The 16,111-nt window shown below is 74.7% G+C and carries 11 protein-coding genes and 1 pseudogene; 8 read left to right on the top strand and 4 right to left on the bottom strand.

Going from position 1 to position 16,111, the window contains the following annotated elements; all coding sequences use genetic code 11:
- Positions 1-33: 33 nt before the first annotated feature.
- Positions 34-1,095 (bottom strand): PucR family transcriptional regulator, encoded by a 1,062-nt coding sequence (locus tag ABEB09_RS01865; RefSeq protein ID WP_345686387.1) that lies wholly within the window; start codon positions 1,093-1,095, stop codon positions 34-36.
- A 141-nt stretch (positions 1,096-1,236) separates the two neighbouring features.
- On the opposite strand from ABEB09_RS01865, the gene ABEB09_RS01870 reads away from it, so the two are divergent.
- Positions 1,237-3,291: a SpoIIE family protein phosphatase gene (locus tag ABEB09_RS01870; protein ID WP_345686389.1), complete on the top strand. Its 2,055-nt coding sequence runs from the start codon at positions 1,237-1,239 to the stop codon at positions 3,289-3,291.
- Positions 3,291-4,313 (top strand): PHP domain-containing protein, encoded by a 1,023-nt coding sequence (locus tag ABEB09_RS01875; RefSeq protein WP_345693812.1) that lies wholly within the window; start codon positions 3,291-3,293, stop codon positions 4,311-4,313. The genes ABEB09_RS01870 and ABEB09_RS01875 overlap by 1 nt, the downstream gene beginning before the upstream one ends.
- 186 nt (positions 4,314-4,499) lie before the next feature.
- Here ABEB09_RS01875 and ABEB09_RS01880 read toward each other — a convergent pair whose 3' ends face one another.
- Together ABEB09_RS01880 and ABEB09_RS01885 are read right to left on the bottom strand one after the other, a co-directional pair.
- Positions 4,500-5,153 carry an LAETG motif-containing sortase-dependent surface protein gene (locus tag ABEB09_RS01880; RefSeq protein ID WP_345686391.1) on the bottom strand — a complete coding sequence of 218 codons (654 nt, stop codon included), beginning with the start codon at positions 5,151-5,153 and terminating at the stop codon, positions 4,500-4,502.
- 493 nt (positions 5,154-5,646) lie between these two features.
- Positions 5,647-6,702, bottom strand: a complete 1,056-nt coding sequence (locus ABEB09_RS01885; protein ID WP_345686393.1) for a helix-turn-helix transcriptional regulator — start codon at positions 6,700-6,702, stop codon at positions 5,647-5,649.
- 314 nt (positions 6,703-7,016) lie between these two features.
- Between ABEB09_RS01885 and ABEB09_RS01890 the strand changes: the two genes are divergently transcribed.
- The 3 genes from ABEB09_RS01890 to ABEB09_RS01900 all read left to right on the top strand — a co-directional run bounded on the left by ABEB09_RS01890 (position 7,017) and on the right by ABEB09_RS01900 (position 10,138).
- Positions 7,017-7,847 (top strand): MmyB family transcriptional regulator, encoded by an 831-nt coding sequence (locus ABEB09_RS01890; RefSeq protein ID WP_345686395.1) that lies wholly within the window; start codon positions 7,017-7,019, stop codon positions 7,845-7,847.
- A gap of 131 nt (positions 7,848-7,978) precedes the next feature.
- Positions 7,979-9,034 carry a PhlD gene (locus tag ABEB09_RS01895; RefSeq protein WP_345686397.1) on the top strand — a complete coding sequence of 352 codons (1,056 nt, stop codon included), beginning with the start codon at positions 7,979-7,981 and terminating at the stop codon, positions 9,032-9,034.
- 120 nt (positions 9,035-9,154) lie between these two features.
- Positions 9,155-10,138, top strand: a complete 984-nt coding sequence (locus tag ABEB09_RS01900) for a glutathione S-transferase family protein (protein ID WP_345686399.1) — start codon at positions 9,155-9,157, stop codon at positions 10,136-10,138.
- Between the two features lie 11 nt (positions 10,139-10,149).
- Here ABEB09_RS01900 and ABEB09_RS01905 read toward each other — a convergent pair whose 3' ends face one another.
- Positions 10,150-11,547: an NADP-dependent succinic semialdehyde dehydrogenase gene (locus tag ABEB09_RS01905; RefSeq protein ID WP_345686401.1), complete on the bottom strand. Its 1,398-nt coding sequence runs from the start codon at positions 11,545-11,547 to the stop codon at positions 10,150-10,152.
- A 59-nt stretch (positions 11,548-11,606) separates the two neighbouring features.
- Here ABEB09_RS01905 and ABEB09_RS01910 point away from each other — a divergent pair.
- The 3 genes and pseudogenes from ABEB09_RS01910 (at position 11,607) to ABEB09_RS01920 (ending at position 16,065) form a co-directional block, all read left to right on the top strand.
- Positions 11,607-14,335 (top strand): annotated as a pseudogene (locus ABEB09_RS01910) (ABC transporter ATP-binding protein/permease).
- Between the two features lie 24 nt (positions 14,336-14,359).
- Positions 14,360-15,055 carry a hypothetical protein gene (locus tag ABEB09_RS01915; protein WP_380841444.1) on the top strand — a complete coding sequence of 232 codons (696 nt, stop codon included), beginning with the start codon at positions 14,360-14,362 and terminating at the stop codon, positions 15,053-15,055.
- Complete coding sequence (locus tag ABEB09_RS01920) at positions 15,055-16,065, top strand: serine/threonine-protein kinase (RefSeq protein ID WP_345686405.1); 1,011 nt, start codon at positions 15,055-15,057, stop codon at positions 16,063-16,065. The genes ABEB09_RS01915 and ABEB09_RS01920 overlap by 1 nt, the downstream gene beginning before the upstream one ends.
- Positions 16,066-16,111: the final 46 nt, after the last annotated feature.

A 16,111-nucleotide genomic window follows, 5' to 3' on the forward strand; every position in this document is an offset into this window, starting at 1 on the left:
ACACCGGCCGCGGGCGGTACAGCCCGCGGACCCTCACAGCTCCCGGGCCGGCCAGTCCAGGAGGCGGGCGCCGATGACGGCCGTCTGGAGGGTGTAGCGGTGGAGGGGGTCGGCCGGGTCGGAGCCGGTGAGGCGGTGGATGCGTTCCAGGCGGTACGTCAGGGCCCGCACGCTCAGGCTGAGCCGGCGGGCCGCCTCCGCCGCGTTGCAGCCGGCGTCGAAGTACGTGCTGAGGGTGTCCAGCAGGGGCCCGGCGCCGCCGCGGGCCTGCCGCAGGGGGCCGAGAGCGCTGCGCACCAGGTCGGCCATGGCCTGCCGGTCGCGGGTCAGTACGGGGAAGACCAGCAGGTCGGCGGCGTGCAGCACCGGCTCGCCGAGATTCATGCGCTCGGCGAGGTCCAGGGCGTTGAGCGCCTCCTCGTACGAGTGGACGACACCGCCCGGGCCGGGATGGGGGCGGCCGATCGCGACCCGGCCGCCGTCCGTCGCGGCGTACGCCTGCTGGGCGAAGAACGCCAGCACGTCGTCCTGGTCGCCGGGGGCCACGCACACCAGCCGCCCGTCCTTGGTGGTGAACAGGATGCGCCGGTCGCCGAAGCGGCCGAGGAGCGCCCGCTCGACCCGGCGGGAGACGGGCCCCGCCTCGTCGTGGGCGGTGCCCGCGGCGGCCACGGCGACGGCGTGGGCGCGCGACAGCCGCAGCCCGAACCGCTCGGCGCGCTCGGCGAGCCTGCCGAGGTCGCTGCGGCCGTACAGCAGGTCGTCGATGAACTCGCGGCGGGCCGCCTCCTCCTGGCGGACGGCCAGCCGCTGGGCCCGCTCGTAGCCCTCCGCGAACGCGTCGACGGCCTGCTCGACCGCGGCCAGCACGCTGTCGGCGGCCGCGTCGCCGGGCCAGGCCTTCCGGGTCGCGGCCAGGTGCATGCCGACGAGGGCCCGCAGCCCGTGGCCGTCCTCCGCGGCGCGCTCGCCCAGGGTCCGGCGGGCGCGCAGCTCGTCCCTGTTGAGGCGCCGCCCGGTGGCCGACACCTCGGCCAGGATGTCGGCGTACCCCTCCAGGTATTCGCCGGATATCTCCCGCTCGCGCGCCGTCACGCCGCTCCCCCCGCATTCCCCTGTGCCCGGCGTCCCTTGACGCCCCCTTGACGTGCTGTCGTGGGACAGGGTGCCAGACGCCGCGGGGGACGTGCGCCGATGCCTTGGCGTTCGCGCACGGCGGGCTCGACAATGAGGGGGATGACGGACAACCGGCCGCACAGCGGAGAGATCGGGCCGACCGAACGGCTCGCCATGAACCGTACCGGCAGTTTCGACTGGGATCTCGACGCCGGCACCATCGACGTGGACCCGGCCGGGCTGCTGGTCTTCGGCCACGACCCCGACACCTTCGACTCCCGTCCCGCGACGCTGACGCACCGGCTGGACCAGCAGGAACGGGTCCGCCTGGAGAACGTGATCAAGGACGCGCTGACCAGCGGCCGGTCCTCGTACGCGGCGCACTTCCGCATGGAGCGGGAGGACGGCTCCGAGCAGTGGACGCACGTCCAGGCGCGCATCCTGCGCGACCGGGACAGCCGGGCGCACCGGATCGTGGGGATCGTGCGGGACGCGACCTCCGAGGTGACGCACTCGGAGTTCGTCATGGAGCTGGAGAGGCGCCGGCAGCGGCAGACCGACATGGTGGAGCGGTCCACGCGGGCCCTGTCCCGCGCGGTGACGGTCGACGACGTCACGGCGGCGCTGACGGGCCCCGGCGGCCTGTCCCGGCTGGGCGCGGACGGCCTGGCGCTGGGGCTGGTCGAGAACGGTTCGCTGAACATCATCGCGCTGAGCGGCGAGTCCCTGGACGTGCTGGACGACCTGCGGGTGCGGCGGCTGGAGAGCGGGCTGCCCCTGCACGAGACGGTGCTGAGCGGGCGGCCGCTGTTCACCAGCTCGTTCCAGGAGCTGATCAAGGGCTATCCGCAGCTGGCCCCGTACGCGGGAAGACTGCCGTTCCGGGCGGCGGCGTACCTGCCGCTGGTGGCGCAGGCCCGCACGCTGGGCGGGATGGTGCTGTTCTACCGGCGGCACACGACGTTCACGGCGGACGAGCGGAACCTCTCGCTGGGGCTCGCGGCGATCGTGGCGCAGTCGCTGCAGCGGGCGATCCTCTTCGACGAGGAGCGCGAGCTGGCGACGGGCCTCCAGGCGACGATGCTGCCCCGGCGGATCCCGGCCATCGACGGCGGAGAGATCGCCGTGCGCTACCACTCGGCGTGGAGCGGCCGGCAGGTCGGCGGCGACTGGTACGACGTGATCCCGCTGCCCAGGGGCCGGGTCGGGATCGTGGTCGGCGACGTGCAGGGACACGACACGCACGCCGCCGCGATCATGGGCCAGCTGCGGATCGCGCTGCGGGCGTACGCCGGGGAGGGCCACGCGCCGTCCACGGTGCTGGCGCGGGCGTCGCGGTTCCTCGCCGAACTGGACACGGAGCGGTTCGCGACCTGTACGTACGCCCAGGTGGACCTGGGCACGGGCACGGCGCGGGCGGTGCGGGCGGGCCACCTGGGGCCGCTGATCCGGCACACGGACGGGCGGGTCGGGGTGCCGAAGCTGCGGGGCGGGCTGCCGCTGGGCATCGCCTCGGTGTTCGGCGACGAGGAGTACCCGGAGACGCGGCTGGACCTGGTGCCGGGCGAGACGCTGGTGATGTGCACGGACGGGCTCGTGGAGGAGCCGGGCGCGGACATCGGGGCGGGCATGGACGCGCTGGCCCACGCGATCGGCGCGGGGCCGCCGGGGGCGGAGGCGCTGGCGGACCACCTGTCGCAGCGGTTCTGGGAGCGGTGGGGCGCGGGCGACGACGTGGCCCTGCTGGTGCTGCGGCGCAGCCCGGACCCGGGCACGCCGCGGGCGCCCCGCATCCACCAGTACATCCACCAGGCGGACCCGCAGGGCCTGTCGGAGGCGCGGGCCGTGGTGCGCAGGGCGCTGCGCGACTGGGGCATGCGGGAGTACGCGGACGACGCGGAGCTGCTGACGGGCGAGCTGCTCGGCAATGTGCTGCTGCACACCGAGGGCGGCGCGGTGCTGACGCTGGAGGTGCTGCCGGAGCCGGTACGGCGGGTGCGGCTGGCCGTGCAGGACCGGTCCAGCGCGTGGCCGCGGCGGCGCACCCCGGGCGAGGCGGCGACGTCAGGGCGCGGACTGGTGCTCCTGGACGCGCTGGCGGCGCGCTGGGGGGTGGAGCCGCGCGGCGAGGGCAAGGCCGTGTGGTGCGAGATCGGGCCGACGGCGAGGACCTGATGGACCCGGTCGCGGCGCTGGAGCGGATCGCGTTCCTCCTGGAGCGGGCGCTGGAGCCGTCGTACCGGGTGCGGGCGTTCCGTACGGCGGCGGCGGCGCTGTCGGCGATCGGCGCCGAGGAGACGGCGGCGCGGGCGGCGGCCGGCACGCTGGAGCAGCTGCGGGGCGTCGGCCCGAAGACGGCGCAGGTGGCGCGGGAGGCGCTGGCCGGGGACGTACCGGCGTACCTGCGGAAGCTGGAGAGCGAGGCGGGGGCGCCCGCGCGGGAGGCCCGGGCGGGGCTGCGGGCGCGGCTGCGCGGCGACTGCCACGTGCACTCGGACTGGTCGGACGGGGGCAGTCCCATCGAGGAGATGGGGCGGACGGCGTCGGCCCTGGGGCACGAGTGGGTGGCGCTGACCGATCACTCGCCGCGGCTGACGGTGGCGCGGGGCCTGTCGGCGGACCGGCTGCGGGAGCAGCTGGAGGTCGTGGCGGAGCTGAACGAGCGGTGGGCGCCGTTCCGGATGCTGACGGGGATCGAGGTGGACATCCTGCTCGACGGTTCGCTGGACCAGGATCCCGCGCTGCTGGAGCGGCTGGACCTGGTGGTGGCCTCGGTCCACTCCAAGCTGCGGATGGACGGCCCGGCGATGACGCGGCGGATGCTGAAGGCGGTCCGGAATCCGCTGGTGGACGTGCTCGGGCACTGCACCGGGCGGCTGGTGTCGGGGCGGGGTCGGCCGGAGTCGGAGTTCGACGCGGACCGGGTCTTCGCGGCGTGCGCCGAGTCCGGTACCGCCGTGGAGGTCAACAGCCGTCCGGAGCGGCTGGATCCGCCGCGCCGGCTGCTGCGGCAGGCCGTGGCGGCGGGGGTGTTCTTCGCGATCGACACGGACGCGCACGCGCCGGGCCAGCTGGACTGGCAGGTCCTGGGCTGCGAGCGGGCGGAGGAGTGCGGGGTGCCGGCCGACCGGGTGATCAACACCTGGCCGGCCGACGCCCTGCTCACGTGGACCCGCACACGGGAGGCGCCGGGCTGAGGGGCAGGCGCCCGCGCAGGGGCTGAGCGGCGCGTGGCCGCCCGGCGCCGTTCCGGACCGCGTGCCGACGGCGTGGGACCAGCCCGCGTGTCGGCGGCGCCGGACCAACCCGCGTGCCGACGGCGCGGGACCAGCCGCGTGCCGACGGCGCCGGACCGGCCCGCATGACCGCCCGGCGCCGGGGCGTCAGCCCTGGGCCGTGCGGCGCCTGCGGACGGCCCACAGGACGGCGGCGCCGGCGGCCAGGACCGCGGCGGCGGCGCCCGCGACGAGCGGCGTGGAGCCGGACGCACCGGTGTCGGCGAGGCCGGGGCCCTTGGGCGGCGTCGGGGCCGGGACGGCGGGGGCCGTCGTGGACGGCTCGGCCGGGGGCTGCGACGGGGCGGGGGTGCTCGGCGAGGGCGACGGCGGGGCCGTGGTCGGGGTGGGGCTGGGCGACGGGGTGCCGGACGGCGTCGGGGTCGGCGTCGGCGTGGTCGTCTGGCAGACGGGTGCGGTCTTGGTCTCGTCGCGCGAGAAGTGCCCGCCGGGGCTGCCGTCCTTGATGATCAGACGGACCGTCAGTTCCTTGTCGTGCGCCGGGAGTCGGAGCGTGCGGTGGAACTCGGCGCCGAAGGTCTCGGTCGGCAGGAGGTCCTTGCCGTCGACGGTGACCGTCACCTCGTTGCCGGGGGTGGGCGTGTACCTGGTGAGGTCGAGCTTGACCTCGTCGCAGGTGACGGACCACGTCGGGGTGTGGGCGAACGCCGGGGCGGCGCCGAACGTCGTACCGGCCGCGCCGAGGGCCACGGCGGTCACGAGGGCCGCGGCGGCACGCCGCGAGCCGTTGAGCGGGGTCATTTGGGGGGTCCTCCGTACGGGTACGGGATGCCTGGTGCGCGATGCGCGTCGCCGGAGAGGCGGTGCAGCGCACAGTAGTGGCCCCGGTCGTCCCGCCGGAGGCCAACCCCTGCCGTTGGCCGGAATCAACCGCTGTGGCGGGCGGGCCTGTTGGGGCGGCGCAGGCGGAGGGCGCGACGGCTCACCGGAGGGGAGGAGGGAGCCGTATCACGGGGGACGTACCGAGGGTTCGGTTTTGCGTTCCGGAAGGCCCTGGCAGTGACCTTGCGGTATCCACGCGATGCCCGGCAGGACACGCTGCCCGTGCCCTGCGCTGCCCGGTTCTGGCATGAGGCGCGGATAACGACCCCCGTAATGACGGCTTCGCGGACCTTCGTCGTTCCGCGAAGGGCCGATGACCACCGGCCTCCTCCAGGATGCAGCAGCTCGGAACGGTTTTCCTCTGAAGCTTTTTCGGGGAAAAAGGCGTACGGCTATGCGCCGTCCCGTACGTCTATGCCTCGTCGGCCATCTGCCGCCGCTCCGGCGACAGCGCCCACTGGTAGGCGAGGGCGGCGAGCGTGGACACCCCCCAGCGGGCGCGCAGCACGCCCAGCTCCTTGGTGAGGGTGCGCAGGCCGATGTTGAGACGGCGGGCGGTGATCCGCTGGTCCACGCCGGCCGCCGTGTCGATGAGGATCTCCCGCTGGCGGCGGGTCAGTCCGGCGCCGTCGGCGGGGGCGGCGCGGCGCGGGTCGCCGTGCCAGATGTCGGCGCGGCGCCAGGCGTCCTCGAAGCCCTCGGCGATGAAGGCGACCAGGGCGCGGTCCATGACGTGCCAGGCGGTCTGCGCGGGGCTGGAGTCGACGACGTGGTCGGCGATGAAGGCCTGGCGCCGGTCGACGACGACGCACCGCTGGAAGGGCGAGACGAGGGTGCGGAACTGCATGCCCCTCGCGGCCATGACGGTCGCCCACTCACGGGCGGCCGCGTCGTCCCGGGCGCCGTCCCCGTACAGGGTGCGCAGGGTGACACCACGGGCGAGGGCGCCGCAGTCGCGGGCCATGGCGTCGCCCTGGAGCTCGCGGCCGCGCGGGCCGGCGGGCTGGGCGGTGAGCACCTCGGTCTCGGCCTGGCCGACGGCCTCGCCGATGCGGGCGGCGACCTGTTCGGGACCGGCGAGGAACTCGCTGCTGGAACCGGAGCGCCACTTGGCGCGTTCGAAGTGCAGGCTCAGCTCGTCGCTGAGGTCGGGGATGGCGGCGATCCTGGCGGCGCGGGCGGCCATGTCGCGCAGTTCGTCGTCGAGGCGGCGGCGGCCGGCCTCCTGCGGGTCCAGGGCGATGGGCCGGTCGGGCCGGTCGGGGTCGACGATGACGAGGCGCCAGGCGACGAGGTCCCGCAGGGCGGCGGCGTCGGCGGGGCCGACGGGTTCGCCCCGGTGATCCGCGCGTAGAGGTTCCGGGCAGCAGCCGGCAACTCCTCCGCACCGCTCGCCGAATGGTCCGTTTCCGTCATCTCTGTCCCTGTGTGCGACTGCGTGTGTGCGCCGTGCGCATGTACGCACCACGCAGGCACTTGATCGCCGGCGCACGACGGGCCAGCGTACCCGTGCGGCTCCTCGCGGTTCTCCGTCCCCTCGGGGGAGACCGGTGGACGCCGTTCCTCCGCATGCCCATGAACGGACGCAGTCGATGCACCACCCCACACCCCGCCGCGCCCCGGACGACCCCGCCGGGAGCTGACCACGAGCCGTCTGCACGAGCCGCCCGGCGCGCCGTGGCGCGCCGGATTCGCCGCCACGCGCCACCTCACGTACCGTCACAGCTCATCACGACGGCCGCCGAACGACCTCCGGCCGTCCTCCTGGGGGAAGAGACCGTCATGGACAAGGTCGCACTGCGCTTTCTGCTGCGGGAACGCCGCGCCCTGATCACGCCCGAGAGCCACGGGCTGTCGCGCCCGACCCGGCAGGGGCGGCGCGCGCCGGGTCTGTCGCAGGCGCAGATCGACCAGCTGCTGCACCGGGCCCCGGACACGTACGGGCGGCTGGAGTCGGGCCGCTACCCGAACCCGCCGGTCGACCTGCTGCAGGACGTGGCGCGGCTCCTCGGGATGAACGAGCAGGAGTGGATCGCGCTGTGGCGGTACGCGCTGGGCCAGGACCCGCCGCACCCGCTGAACTCGGCGTCCGGCGAGGAGGTGCCGGGCGTGTGGCAGGAGGCGCTGGCCGGCATCTCCCACATGGCGTACGTCAACGACCGCTCCTGGAACCTGCTGGCGCACAACGTGCACTTCGCGGCGATGTTCCCGGGCCGCAGGGTGCCCACCAACACGATGCGGTGGATGGCGGTGGAGCCCGAGGCGCGGAAGGTGCTGTGCAACTGGGAGACGGCCTGGGCGCCCCTGGTACTGCCGCAGCTGCGGGCGGCGCTGGCGGCGGACCCGGACGACCAGACGCTGGCGCAGATCGAGAAGGAGGTGCTGGCCGATCCCGTGGCCTCCCGGGTCTACGAGTCGGCGAGCGCGTACATCCACCCGGACGGTGACGAGCGGCCGTTGAACCACGCGGAGCTGGGGCCGGGCTGGGTGACGATGTGCGCGGCGGAGCCCATGGCGGCCCCCGGGGCACGCATGATCATTCTGGTGTTCCACCCCGGTGAGCACCGGCGGCACGCCCGTATCAGGCCGCTGCGCGCCCGCACCGAGGGCTGACGGCAGGGCACACCCGGGGCGCAGGGGCGCATCGAGGGGCGCGGATACCGGTCACGGTGACGTAAGTTGTGGCCAAAACACGACGTCCGAATCGCCGTTCGAGCTGCCCCCGCCCTTCCGCCGGAGGTTTCATGTCCTTCCATGTCTCCCGACCGCACATCGTCCTCCCGGACCACAAGGTGAGCACGGAGGACGTCGTCGACGACATCGCGGCCCGCCACCCGGACCACCCGCGGCTCGCGGCGATCCGGCGGGTGGTCCGCAACTGCGGGGTGCAGACCCGGTACTTCACGCGTCCGCTCGGCGCCCCGACGGTGTCCGGCGGCGCGGGGATCGGCGAGCGGGCCCGCGCCGCGTTCGACGACGCGCTCGCCATGGCGGCGGCGGCCGCAGGACGGGCGCTGACCGCGGCGGGGCTCACCACCGGGGACGTCGACGCGATCGTGACCACGCACTCGACCGGCTGGGCCGTGCCGAACCTGGACGTGGCACTCGTCGAACGGCTGGGGCTGCGGCCGACCGTGCGGCGCGTCGCGCTGACCACGCTGGCCTGCGCGGGCGGTACGCAGGCGCTCATCCGGGCGTGCGACCTGGTGGCGGCCAGACCCGGCAGCCGGGTCCTGGTGGTCGCGGCGGAGGTGATCTCCAGTGTGTACAACCACGCCGACACCGGCATCGAGGCGATGATCTACAAGGCGCTGTTCGGCGACTCGGCCGGGGCGGCCGTCGTCTCCTCACAGCCGCTCGGGCCGGGCCTGGTGATCGACGGGCCCGAGGCCTCGTTCGAGTACGTGCTGCCGGACAGTGTCGACCGGTACTCCGGCCGGATCGCCGGGGACGGCTTCCACTTCGAGTCCACGAAGTCGGCGCTGACCGCCGCCGACGACGTGCTGCCGGCACTGCTGGACTGGCTCGGGGGCCGGCCCACGGAGTTCGGCGTCATCCACCCGGGCAGTCTGCGCATCATCGCGGACACGGCGGGCGCGCTCGGGCTGAGCGAGCACGACGCCCGGCACTCCCGCGAGACCCTGTCGGACGAGGGCAACCTGGGCGGCGTCAGCGTGCTGCGCGTCCTGGAGCGCGTCCACGCGGCGCCCCCGCGCGACGGCGCCCCCGGTGTGGTGGTGGCCTACGGGCCGGGCTTCGCCACGGCCGCCCTGCGCTGCCGGTGGCACGAGGCCGCCTGACGCCTCACGCCCTCCGCCTCACGGCTCACGGCTCACGGCTCACGGCTCACGGCTCACGGCTCACGGCTCACGGCTCACGGAGGCAGGTGACCGCCGGGTCCTGCCGGGTACCCGGGGCCCATGAACGACGACGGGCGGTTCAGGCGCAGCGCGAGCCACTTCACGGACCGGATCACCGCGGACGGGCGGGACGGATGGCCGGTGGAGGCCGGACGGTACCGGCTGGTCGTGAGCCGGGCGTGCCCGTGGGCGAGCCGTTCGCTGGTGGTGCGCAGGCTGCTGGGGCTGGAGGGGGCGCTGTCGCTGGCGGTCGCCGACCCGATCCAGGACGAGCGGAGCTGGCGGTTCACACTGGACCCGGACGGCCGGGACCCGGTCCTCGGCATCCGGTTCCTCAGCGAGGCGTACGACGCGCGCGAGCGGGGCCACCCGGACGGGGTGAGCGTGCCGGCGGTGGTGGACGTCCCGAGCGGCCTTCTCGTGACCAACGACTACCTGCGCATCACGCTGGACCTGGAGACGGAGTGGACCGCGCTGCACCGGGAGGGCGCACCCGACCTGTATCCGGAGCACCTGCGCGACGAGATGGACGACCGGATGGACGGCATCTTCCGTGACATCAACAACGGCGTCTACGAGGCCGGTTTCGCCGGTACGCAGGAGGCGTACGACGAGGCGTACGGCAAGCTGTTCGCCCGGCTCGACCAGGTGTCGGACCATCTGGCGGGGCAGCGCTACCTGATGGGCGACACCATCACGGAGGCCGACATCCGGCTGTTCACCACACTGGTGCGGTTCGACGCCGTGTACCACGGCCACTTCAAGTGCAACCGCAACAAGCTGACCGAGGACCGGGTGTTGTGGGCGTACGCCCGGGACCTGTTCCAGACGCCGGGGTTCGGCGACACCGTGGACTTCGACCATATAAAGCGGCACTACTACCAGGTCCACGAGCACATCAACCCGACGCGGATCGTGCCGCGCGGACCGGATCTGCGGGGCTGGCGCAGGCCGCACCACCGCGACGAACTGGGCGGGCGCCCCTTCGGCGACGGAACGCCGCCGCCCCCGCCGCCGGAGGACGAGGTGGTGGTCCCGCTCTAGGCGCGTACGCCTCAGGACCCGGCCGCCCGCCACACGGTCGTCGCGTTGCAGAACTCCCTGATGCCGTGGCCCGACAGCTCCCGCCCGTACCCGGAGCGCTTCACGCCGCCGAACGGCAGTGCCGGGTGCGAGGCGGTCATGCCGTTCACGTACACGCCGCCGGCCTCCAGGTCCCGTACGAAGTGCTCCACGTCCGAGTCGTCGCGGGTCCACACGTTGGAGCTGAGCCCGAACGGCGAGTCGTTGGCCAGCTCCACCGCCTCGTCGCGGCCGCTCACCCGGTAGACCGCGGCGACGGGGCCGAACGCCTCCTCCCGGTGGATGCGCATGGCGGGCGTGACGCCGGTGAGCACGGTGGGCGCGTAGTACCAGCCGCGCTCCAGGCCATCGGGGCGGGCGCCGCCGCAGCGTACGGTCGCGCCGCGGGCCACCGCGTCGTCGACGAGTTCCTCCAGGTCGGCCCGGCCGCGCTCGCTGGCGAGGGGTCCGACGTCGGTGGAGTCGGCCATGGGGTCGCCGACGGTGAGGGCGGCCATCCCGGCCGTGAACCGGTCGGTGAACGCGTCGTACACGTCGGCGTGCACGATGAACCGCTTGGCGGCGATGCAGGACTGGCCGTTGTTCTGGGCGCGCGCGGTCACGGCGGTGGCGGCGGCCCGCTCCAGGTCGGCGGAAGGCATCACGATGTACGGGTCGCTGCCGCCCAGTTCGAGGACGGTCTTCTTGACCTCGTCGCCCGCCACGGAGGCGACGGACCGGCCGGCGCCCTCGCTTCCGGTGAGGGTGGCGGCGGCGACGCGCGGGTCTCGCAGGACGCCCTCGACGGCGTCCGAGCCGATCAGCAGCGTCTGGAAGACGCCCTCCGGGTAGCCGGCCCTGCGGAAGAGGTCCTCCAGGTAGAGGGCGGTCTGCGGCACGTTCGACGCGTGCTTGAGCAGGCCCGTGTTGCCGGCCATCAGCGCGGGCGCGGCGAACCGCACGACCTGCCACAGCGGGAAGTTCCACGGCATCACGGCCAGGACGGGGCCCAGCGGCCGGTAGTGCACGCGGGCGGTGGCCGCGCCGGCGTCCCGGACGTCGGCCTCGTCGGGGTGCTCGTCGGCGAGGAGCCGCTCGGCGTTGGCGGCGTACCAGCGCATCGCCTTCACGCACTTGGCCGCCTCCGCGCGGGCCGCCGCGAGGGGCTTCCCCATCTCGGTGGTGACCACGCGGGCAACGCTCTCCTCGTCCTGTTCCAGCAGGTCGGCGGCGTGGCGCAGCAGCGCGGCGCGCTCCGCGAACGACGTGGTGCGGTAGCGCCGGAAGGCCGCGTCCGCGGCGGCGACGCGCCGCTCCACACCGGCGGCGTCGAGCGGGTCGAAGGTCCTCAGGGTTTCCCCGGTGGCCGGGTTCACCGTCGCGATGGGCATGGGTCTGGGCTACCCATACGCATCAGGCGCATAACGGGACGGAAAGATAAAATTCCCCCATGGGAGAGCGGCACGTGGTGCCCACCGCGCCCGAGCTGGTCCTCGATGTCGGCGGGGACGCCACCGTGATGCGTCCGGGCCGCGTCTACCGGATCGGGCGTGATCCGGCGAGCGACATCCCGCTGGACGACGCCCGGGTGTCCTGGCACCACGCGGTGCTCAGGCCCGAGGGCGGACACTGGACGGTACGGGACGAGGGCAGCACCAACGGCACGTTCGCCGACGGGCGGCGCGTGGCGGTCGGGGAGGTCGGCCCGGGTACGGTCCTGCGGTTCGGCCACCCGGGGACGGGCCGAGCGCGGTGGTGTCGGCGGTGCCGAACGCCGCCCCTCCGGGCGCCGCCACTCCGTCGGCCCCTGAAGCTGCGGCTCCGGCCGCTCCGGATGCCGCCGCTCCCTCGGCACCTGAGCCCGCCCCTCCGGCAGCTCAGGAACCCGTGGCCCCGGCGGCCCCTGAGCCTGCGGCTCCGGCCGCTCCGGATGCCGCCGCTCCATCAGCTCCTGAGCCCGCCCCTCCCTCGGCCCCTGAGCCTGCGGCTCCGGCCGCTCCGGATGCCGCCGCTCCCTCGGCACCTGAGCCCGCCCCTCCGGCAGCTCAGGAACCCGTGGCCCCGGCGGCCCCTGAGGCTGCTGCTCCGGCCGCCCCTGGTGCCGGACCCGCCTCCTCCGCCGCCCCAGCCCCGGACGTCGCCGTACCACCCGCCGCGCCTCCGGAGCCGCCGCGGCCCTCCGCCGTCGCCATGCCCGCCGCCACCGGGACCTTCCGCCGGCCCACCTCCGTGCGGCCCCTGCCGACGCACACGGTCCGCATCGGGCGCGCGGCCGACAACGACCTGGTCATCGACGACCTGGTGGTGTCCCGGCACCACGCCGAACTGCGGGCGCACCCCGACGGCACGTACTGGATCCACGACCTGGGCAGCCACAACGGCACGTTCCTCAACGGCGACCGCGTCGACGTGGCCCGGGTGACGGCCGACGACCTCGTCGGCATCGGCCACAGCGCGTTCTGCCTGGTCGGCGGCCGGCTCGTCGAGTACACCGACACGGGCGAGGTCTCGCTCGACGTGCAGGACCTCGCGGTCACCGTGGACGGCGGGCGCAGGACGCTGCTCGACGGGGTGTCGTTCCCCGTCGGCGAGAAGTGCCTGCTGGCCGTCGTGGGCCCGAGCGGCGCCGGGAAGTCGACGCTGCTGAACGCGCTGACCGGGCTGCGCCCCGCCGACCGGGGCACGGTCCTGTACGACGGCCGCGACCTCTACCGGCAGTACGCCGAGCTGCGGCAGCGCATCGGCCTCGTCCCGCAGGACGACATCCTGCACCTCCAGCTGACCGTGCGGCGCGCCCTGCGGTACGCCGCCGAGCTGCGGTTCCCCGAGGACACCGCCAGGGCGGAGCGCGAGGCACGGGTCGACGAGGTCGTCCGGGAGCTGGGCCTGGAGCAGCGGGAGCGGCAGCCGGTGCACAGCCTGTCGGGCGGGCAGCGCAAGCGGGTCAGCGTGGCGCTGGAGCTGCTGACGAAACCGTCGCTGCTGTTCCTCGACGAGCCGACTTCGGGCCTGGACCCGGGCATGGACCGCTCGGTGATGCACATGCTGCGGGGCCTGGCCGACGACGGCAGGACCGTCGTGGTCGTCACGCACAGCGTGCTCAGCCTGGACGTGTGCGACCGGCTGCTCGTGCTGGCCCCCGGCGGGCGGATCGCGTACTACGGGCCGCCGGAGGACGCGCTGGCGTTCTTCGGTTTCGCGCAGTGGCCGGAGGCCTTCGAGGCGTTCGAGAACGACCGGGACCGGGACTGGGCCGGCGAGTACCGCCGCTCCGCGTTCCACCGCCAGTACATCGAGGCCGCCACGCGGCGGCCCCCACTGCCCGCGGCGGGCCCGGCGGTGGCGCCGGCGCCACCGCCGAAGGCCCAGAGCTGGGGCTCCCAGCTGCGCACGCTCGTCCGCCGGTACGCGGCCGCGCTGAGCGCCGACCGCACCTTCCTGGCGATCATGGTCGCGTTGCCGTTCGTGATGGGCGCCATGGCCCGCGCCCTGTCCGAGGGGCGGCTCGGCCGCGAGTCCACGCTGAACGTGCTGCTCATCCTGTGCGTCGGCGGCGTGCTGACGGGCGCGGCCAACGCGGTGCGGGAGCTGGTGAAGGAGCGGACCATCTACCGGAGGGAACGGGCCGTCGGCCTGTCCCGGTCGGCGTACCTGATGTCGAAGGTGACCGTCCTGGGGCTGGTCACGGTGGTGCAGGCCGTCGTGCTGACACTGGTCGCGCTGATCGGCGTGCCCCTGAGCACGCCGGACGGCAGGGGTGTGCTGCTGCCGCCCCTGGTGGAGATCGCGCTGGCGGTGGCGCTGCTGTCGTTCACGGCGATGATGCTCGGCCTGTTCGTGTCGGCGCTGGTGCGCAAGGAGGAGGTCACCATGCCGCTGCTGGTGCTCCTCGCGATCGTGCAGGTGGTGTTCTGCGGCGCGCTGCTCGCGGTCCGGGGCACCCCGGTCCTCGAACAGCTCGCGTGGCTGGTCCCGTCGCGGTGGGCGTTCGCCGCGATGGCCTCGACCGTGGACCTGGGCAGGACCGTGCCCGGCGAGAAGACGGCGGACCCGCTGTTCGAGCACAGCGTGCCGGTGTGGCTGCTCGACATGGGCGCCATGGTGGCGCTCGCCGTCGTCCTCGGGTTCGTGGTGATGCGGCTGCTGCGCCGCCACGAGCCGGTGATCATGCGCAAGTAGGCACGGAGGAACCCGCCCATGGCCATGGACCCGGCCGTCCCCGACTTCCGTCCCACCCACGTCGTCCCGCGCGCGGGCCTGCCCGCGTGGGAGACGCCGGGCACGTCCCGGCCGACGGCGCCCCTGGACCCGTTCCTGCCGGTGCGGCTGCTGGACCGGGCCGGCGACTGGGGGCGGATCCTGTGCTCCAACGGCTGGTCCGCCTGGGTCGACGGACGGCTCCTCGTGCCCGTACCGGCCGATCCCCCGTCCGCCGTACGGGACACGGCACGCACCGCCGACCCGCGGCCGCTGCTGGCTCGCGCCGAGGAGTCGGTGGCCCGCTACCGGCGGGCCGTGGAGGACCTGGCGGCGGGCCGGACGGACACCGAGGGCTTCCGCGGCAGGACGGGAGGGCTGCGGATCGGCATGGTCGTGCAGGGCGAGGAGATCTGGCTGTACGACGCCGAGCACGAGCGCTGGGTGTACTACGACGGCACGCTGCTGACGACGTACGCAGCGCCGTCGCCCCCGGAGGCGTCGGCGGGGCGGGAGGAGCCCGAGGCCGGGGCCTCACCGGCCGCCGGGCACGAGCCGACGCGCGTGGTGGGCCCGGAGCAGGGGCGGACGGCCGGTCCGCCGGACACGACGCGGGTGGTGGGGCCCGACGCGACGCAGGTGGTGGGGCCGGACGAGACGCAGGTCGCCGAGCTGCCCGGGGAACGGGCGGGTGACGGCTGATGGCCGCGGCGGCGCACGACGGCGCGCTGCCCGCGGGGCGGGCGTCGGGTCTGGTGGGGCGGCAGATCGCCCAGTACCGCGTGGAGAGCGAGATCGGCCGCGGCGGCATGGCGGTGGTGTACCGGGCGCGGGACCTGCGGCTGGACCGGACCGTGGCGCTGAAGCTGCTCGCGCCCGAGCTGGCCCGCAACGACACCTTCCGGCGGCGCTTCACGCACGAGTCGCGGGTGGCCGCCGCCATCGACCATCCGCACATCGTGCCGGTGTTCGAGGCGGGCGAGACGGAGGGCGTCCTGTACATCGCGATGCGGTACGTCCCCGGGCACGACCTGCGGGCCCTGCTGGACCGCACGGGCCCGCTGCCGGTGGGCACGGCGGTGCGGATCGCCGTGCAGGTGGCGTCGGCGCTGGACGCGGCCCACGCGCACGACCTGGTGCACCGGGACGTCAAGCCGGGCAACGTCCTGGTCGCCGAGGGCACGGACAGCGACCACCCCGAGCACGTCTACCTCACGGACTTCGGACTGACGAAGAAGTCGCTGTCGCTGACCGGGTTCACGAGCGTCGGCCAGTTCGTGGGGACGCTCGACTACGTGGCGCCGGAGCAGATCTCGGGCAAGCCGGTGGACGGCCGGTGCGACGTGTACAGCCTGGGCTGCGTCGTCCACGAGATGCTGGCGGGCGCGCCACCGTTCCGCAGGGACGACGACATGGCGTTGCTGTGGGCCCATCAGTACGATCCGCCGCCGCCCCTGAGCGGTGAGCGGCCGGACCTGCCGGCGGCGGTGGACGCCGTACTGGCCAGGGCGCTGGCGAAGGCGCCGGAGGACCGGTACGGGACCTGCCGCGAGTTCGTGGCGGCGCTGCGCGCGGCGGTGACCGGGGCGGCGCCGCAACGGGCCGCTTCCACCGGGGTGGGCCCGGCTGCGCCCGCGCCCGTGGGCCCGCCGCCCGCGCCGCCGTCCTGGGCGCTGCCGGCCTTCCGCGGCGCGGCCCGGCCAGGCCCGTAGCGCCGGCCGCATCCCGCCTGACGCCACGTCACCCGGGGCCCCGCGC

The sequence above is a fragment of the Streptomyces coeruleoprunus genome, assembly GCF_039542925.1.
GTDB lineage: Bacteria > Actinomycetota > Actinomycetes > Streptomycetales > Streptomycetaceae > Streptomyces > Streptomyces coeruleoprunus.

What these genes read in the sequence shown, in the direction of transcription:
- ABEB09_RS01895 (WP_345686397.1), top strand. Translation starts at nt 7,979, where the DNA reads ATGTCCTTCCATGTCTCCCGACCGCACATCGTCCTCCCGGACCACAAG.
- ABEB09_RS01870 (WP_345686389.1), top strand. Translation starts at nt 1,237, where the DNA reads ATGACGGACAACCGGCCGCACAGCGGAGAGATCGGGCCGACCGAACGG.
- ABEB09_RS01905 (WP_345686401.1), bottom strand. Translation starts at nt 11,547, where the DNA reads ATGCCCATCGCGACGGTGAACCCGGCCACCGGGGAAACCCTGAGGACC.
- ABEB09_RS01915 (WP_380841444.1), top strand. Translation starts at nt 14,360, where the DNA reads ATGGACCCGGCCGTCCCCGACTTCCGTCCCACCCACGTCGTCCCGCGC.
- ABEB09_RS01880 (WP_345686391.1), bottom strand. Translation starts at nt 5,153, where the DNA reads ATGACCCCGCTCAACGGCTCGCGGCGTGCCGCCGCGGCCCTCGTGACC.
- ABEB09_RS01875 (WP_345693812.1), top strand. Translation starts at nt 3,291, where the DNA reads ATGGACCCGGTCGCGGCGCTGGAGCGGATCGCGTTCCTCCTGGAGCGG.
- ABEB09_RS01890 (WP_345686395.1), top strand. Translation starts at nt 7,017, where the DNA reads ATGGACAAGGTCGCACTGCGCTTTCTGCTGCGGGAACGCCGCGCCCTG.
- ABEB09_RS01900 (WP_345686399.1), top strand. Translation starts at nt 9,155, where the DNA reads ATGAACGACGACGGGCGGTTCAGGCGCAGCGCGAGCCACTTCACGGAC.
- ABEB09_RS01920 (WP_345686405.1), top strand. Translation starts at nt 15,055, where the DNA reads ATGGCCGCGGCGGCGCACGACGGCGCGCTGCCCGCGGGGCGGGCGTCG.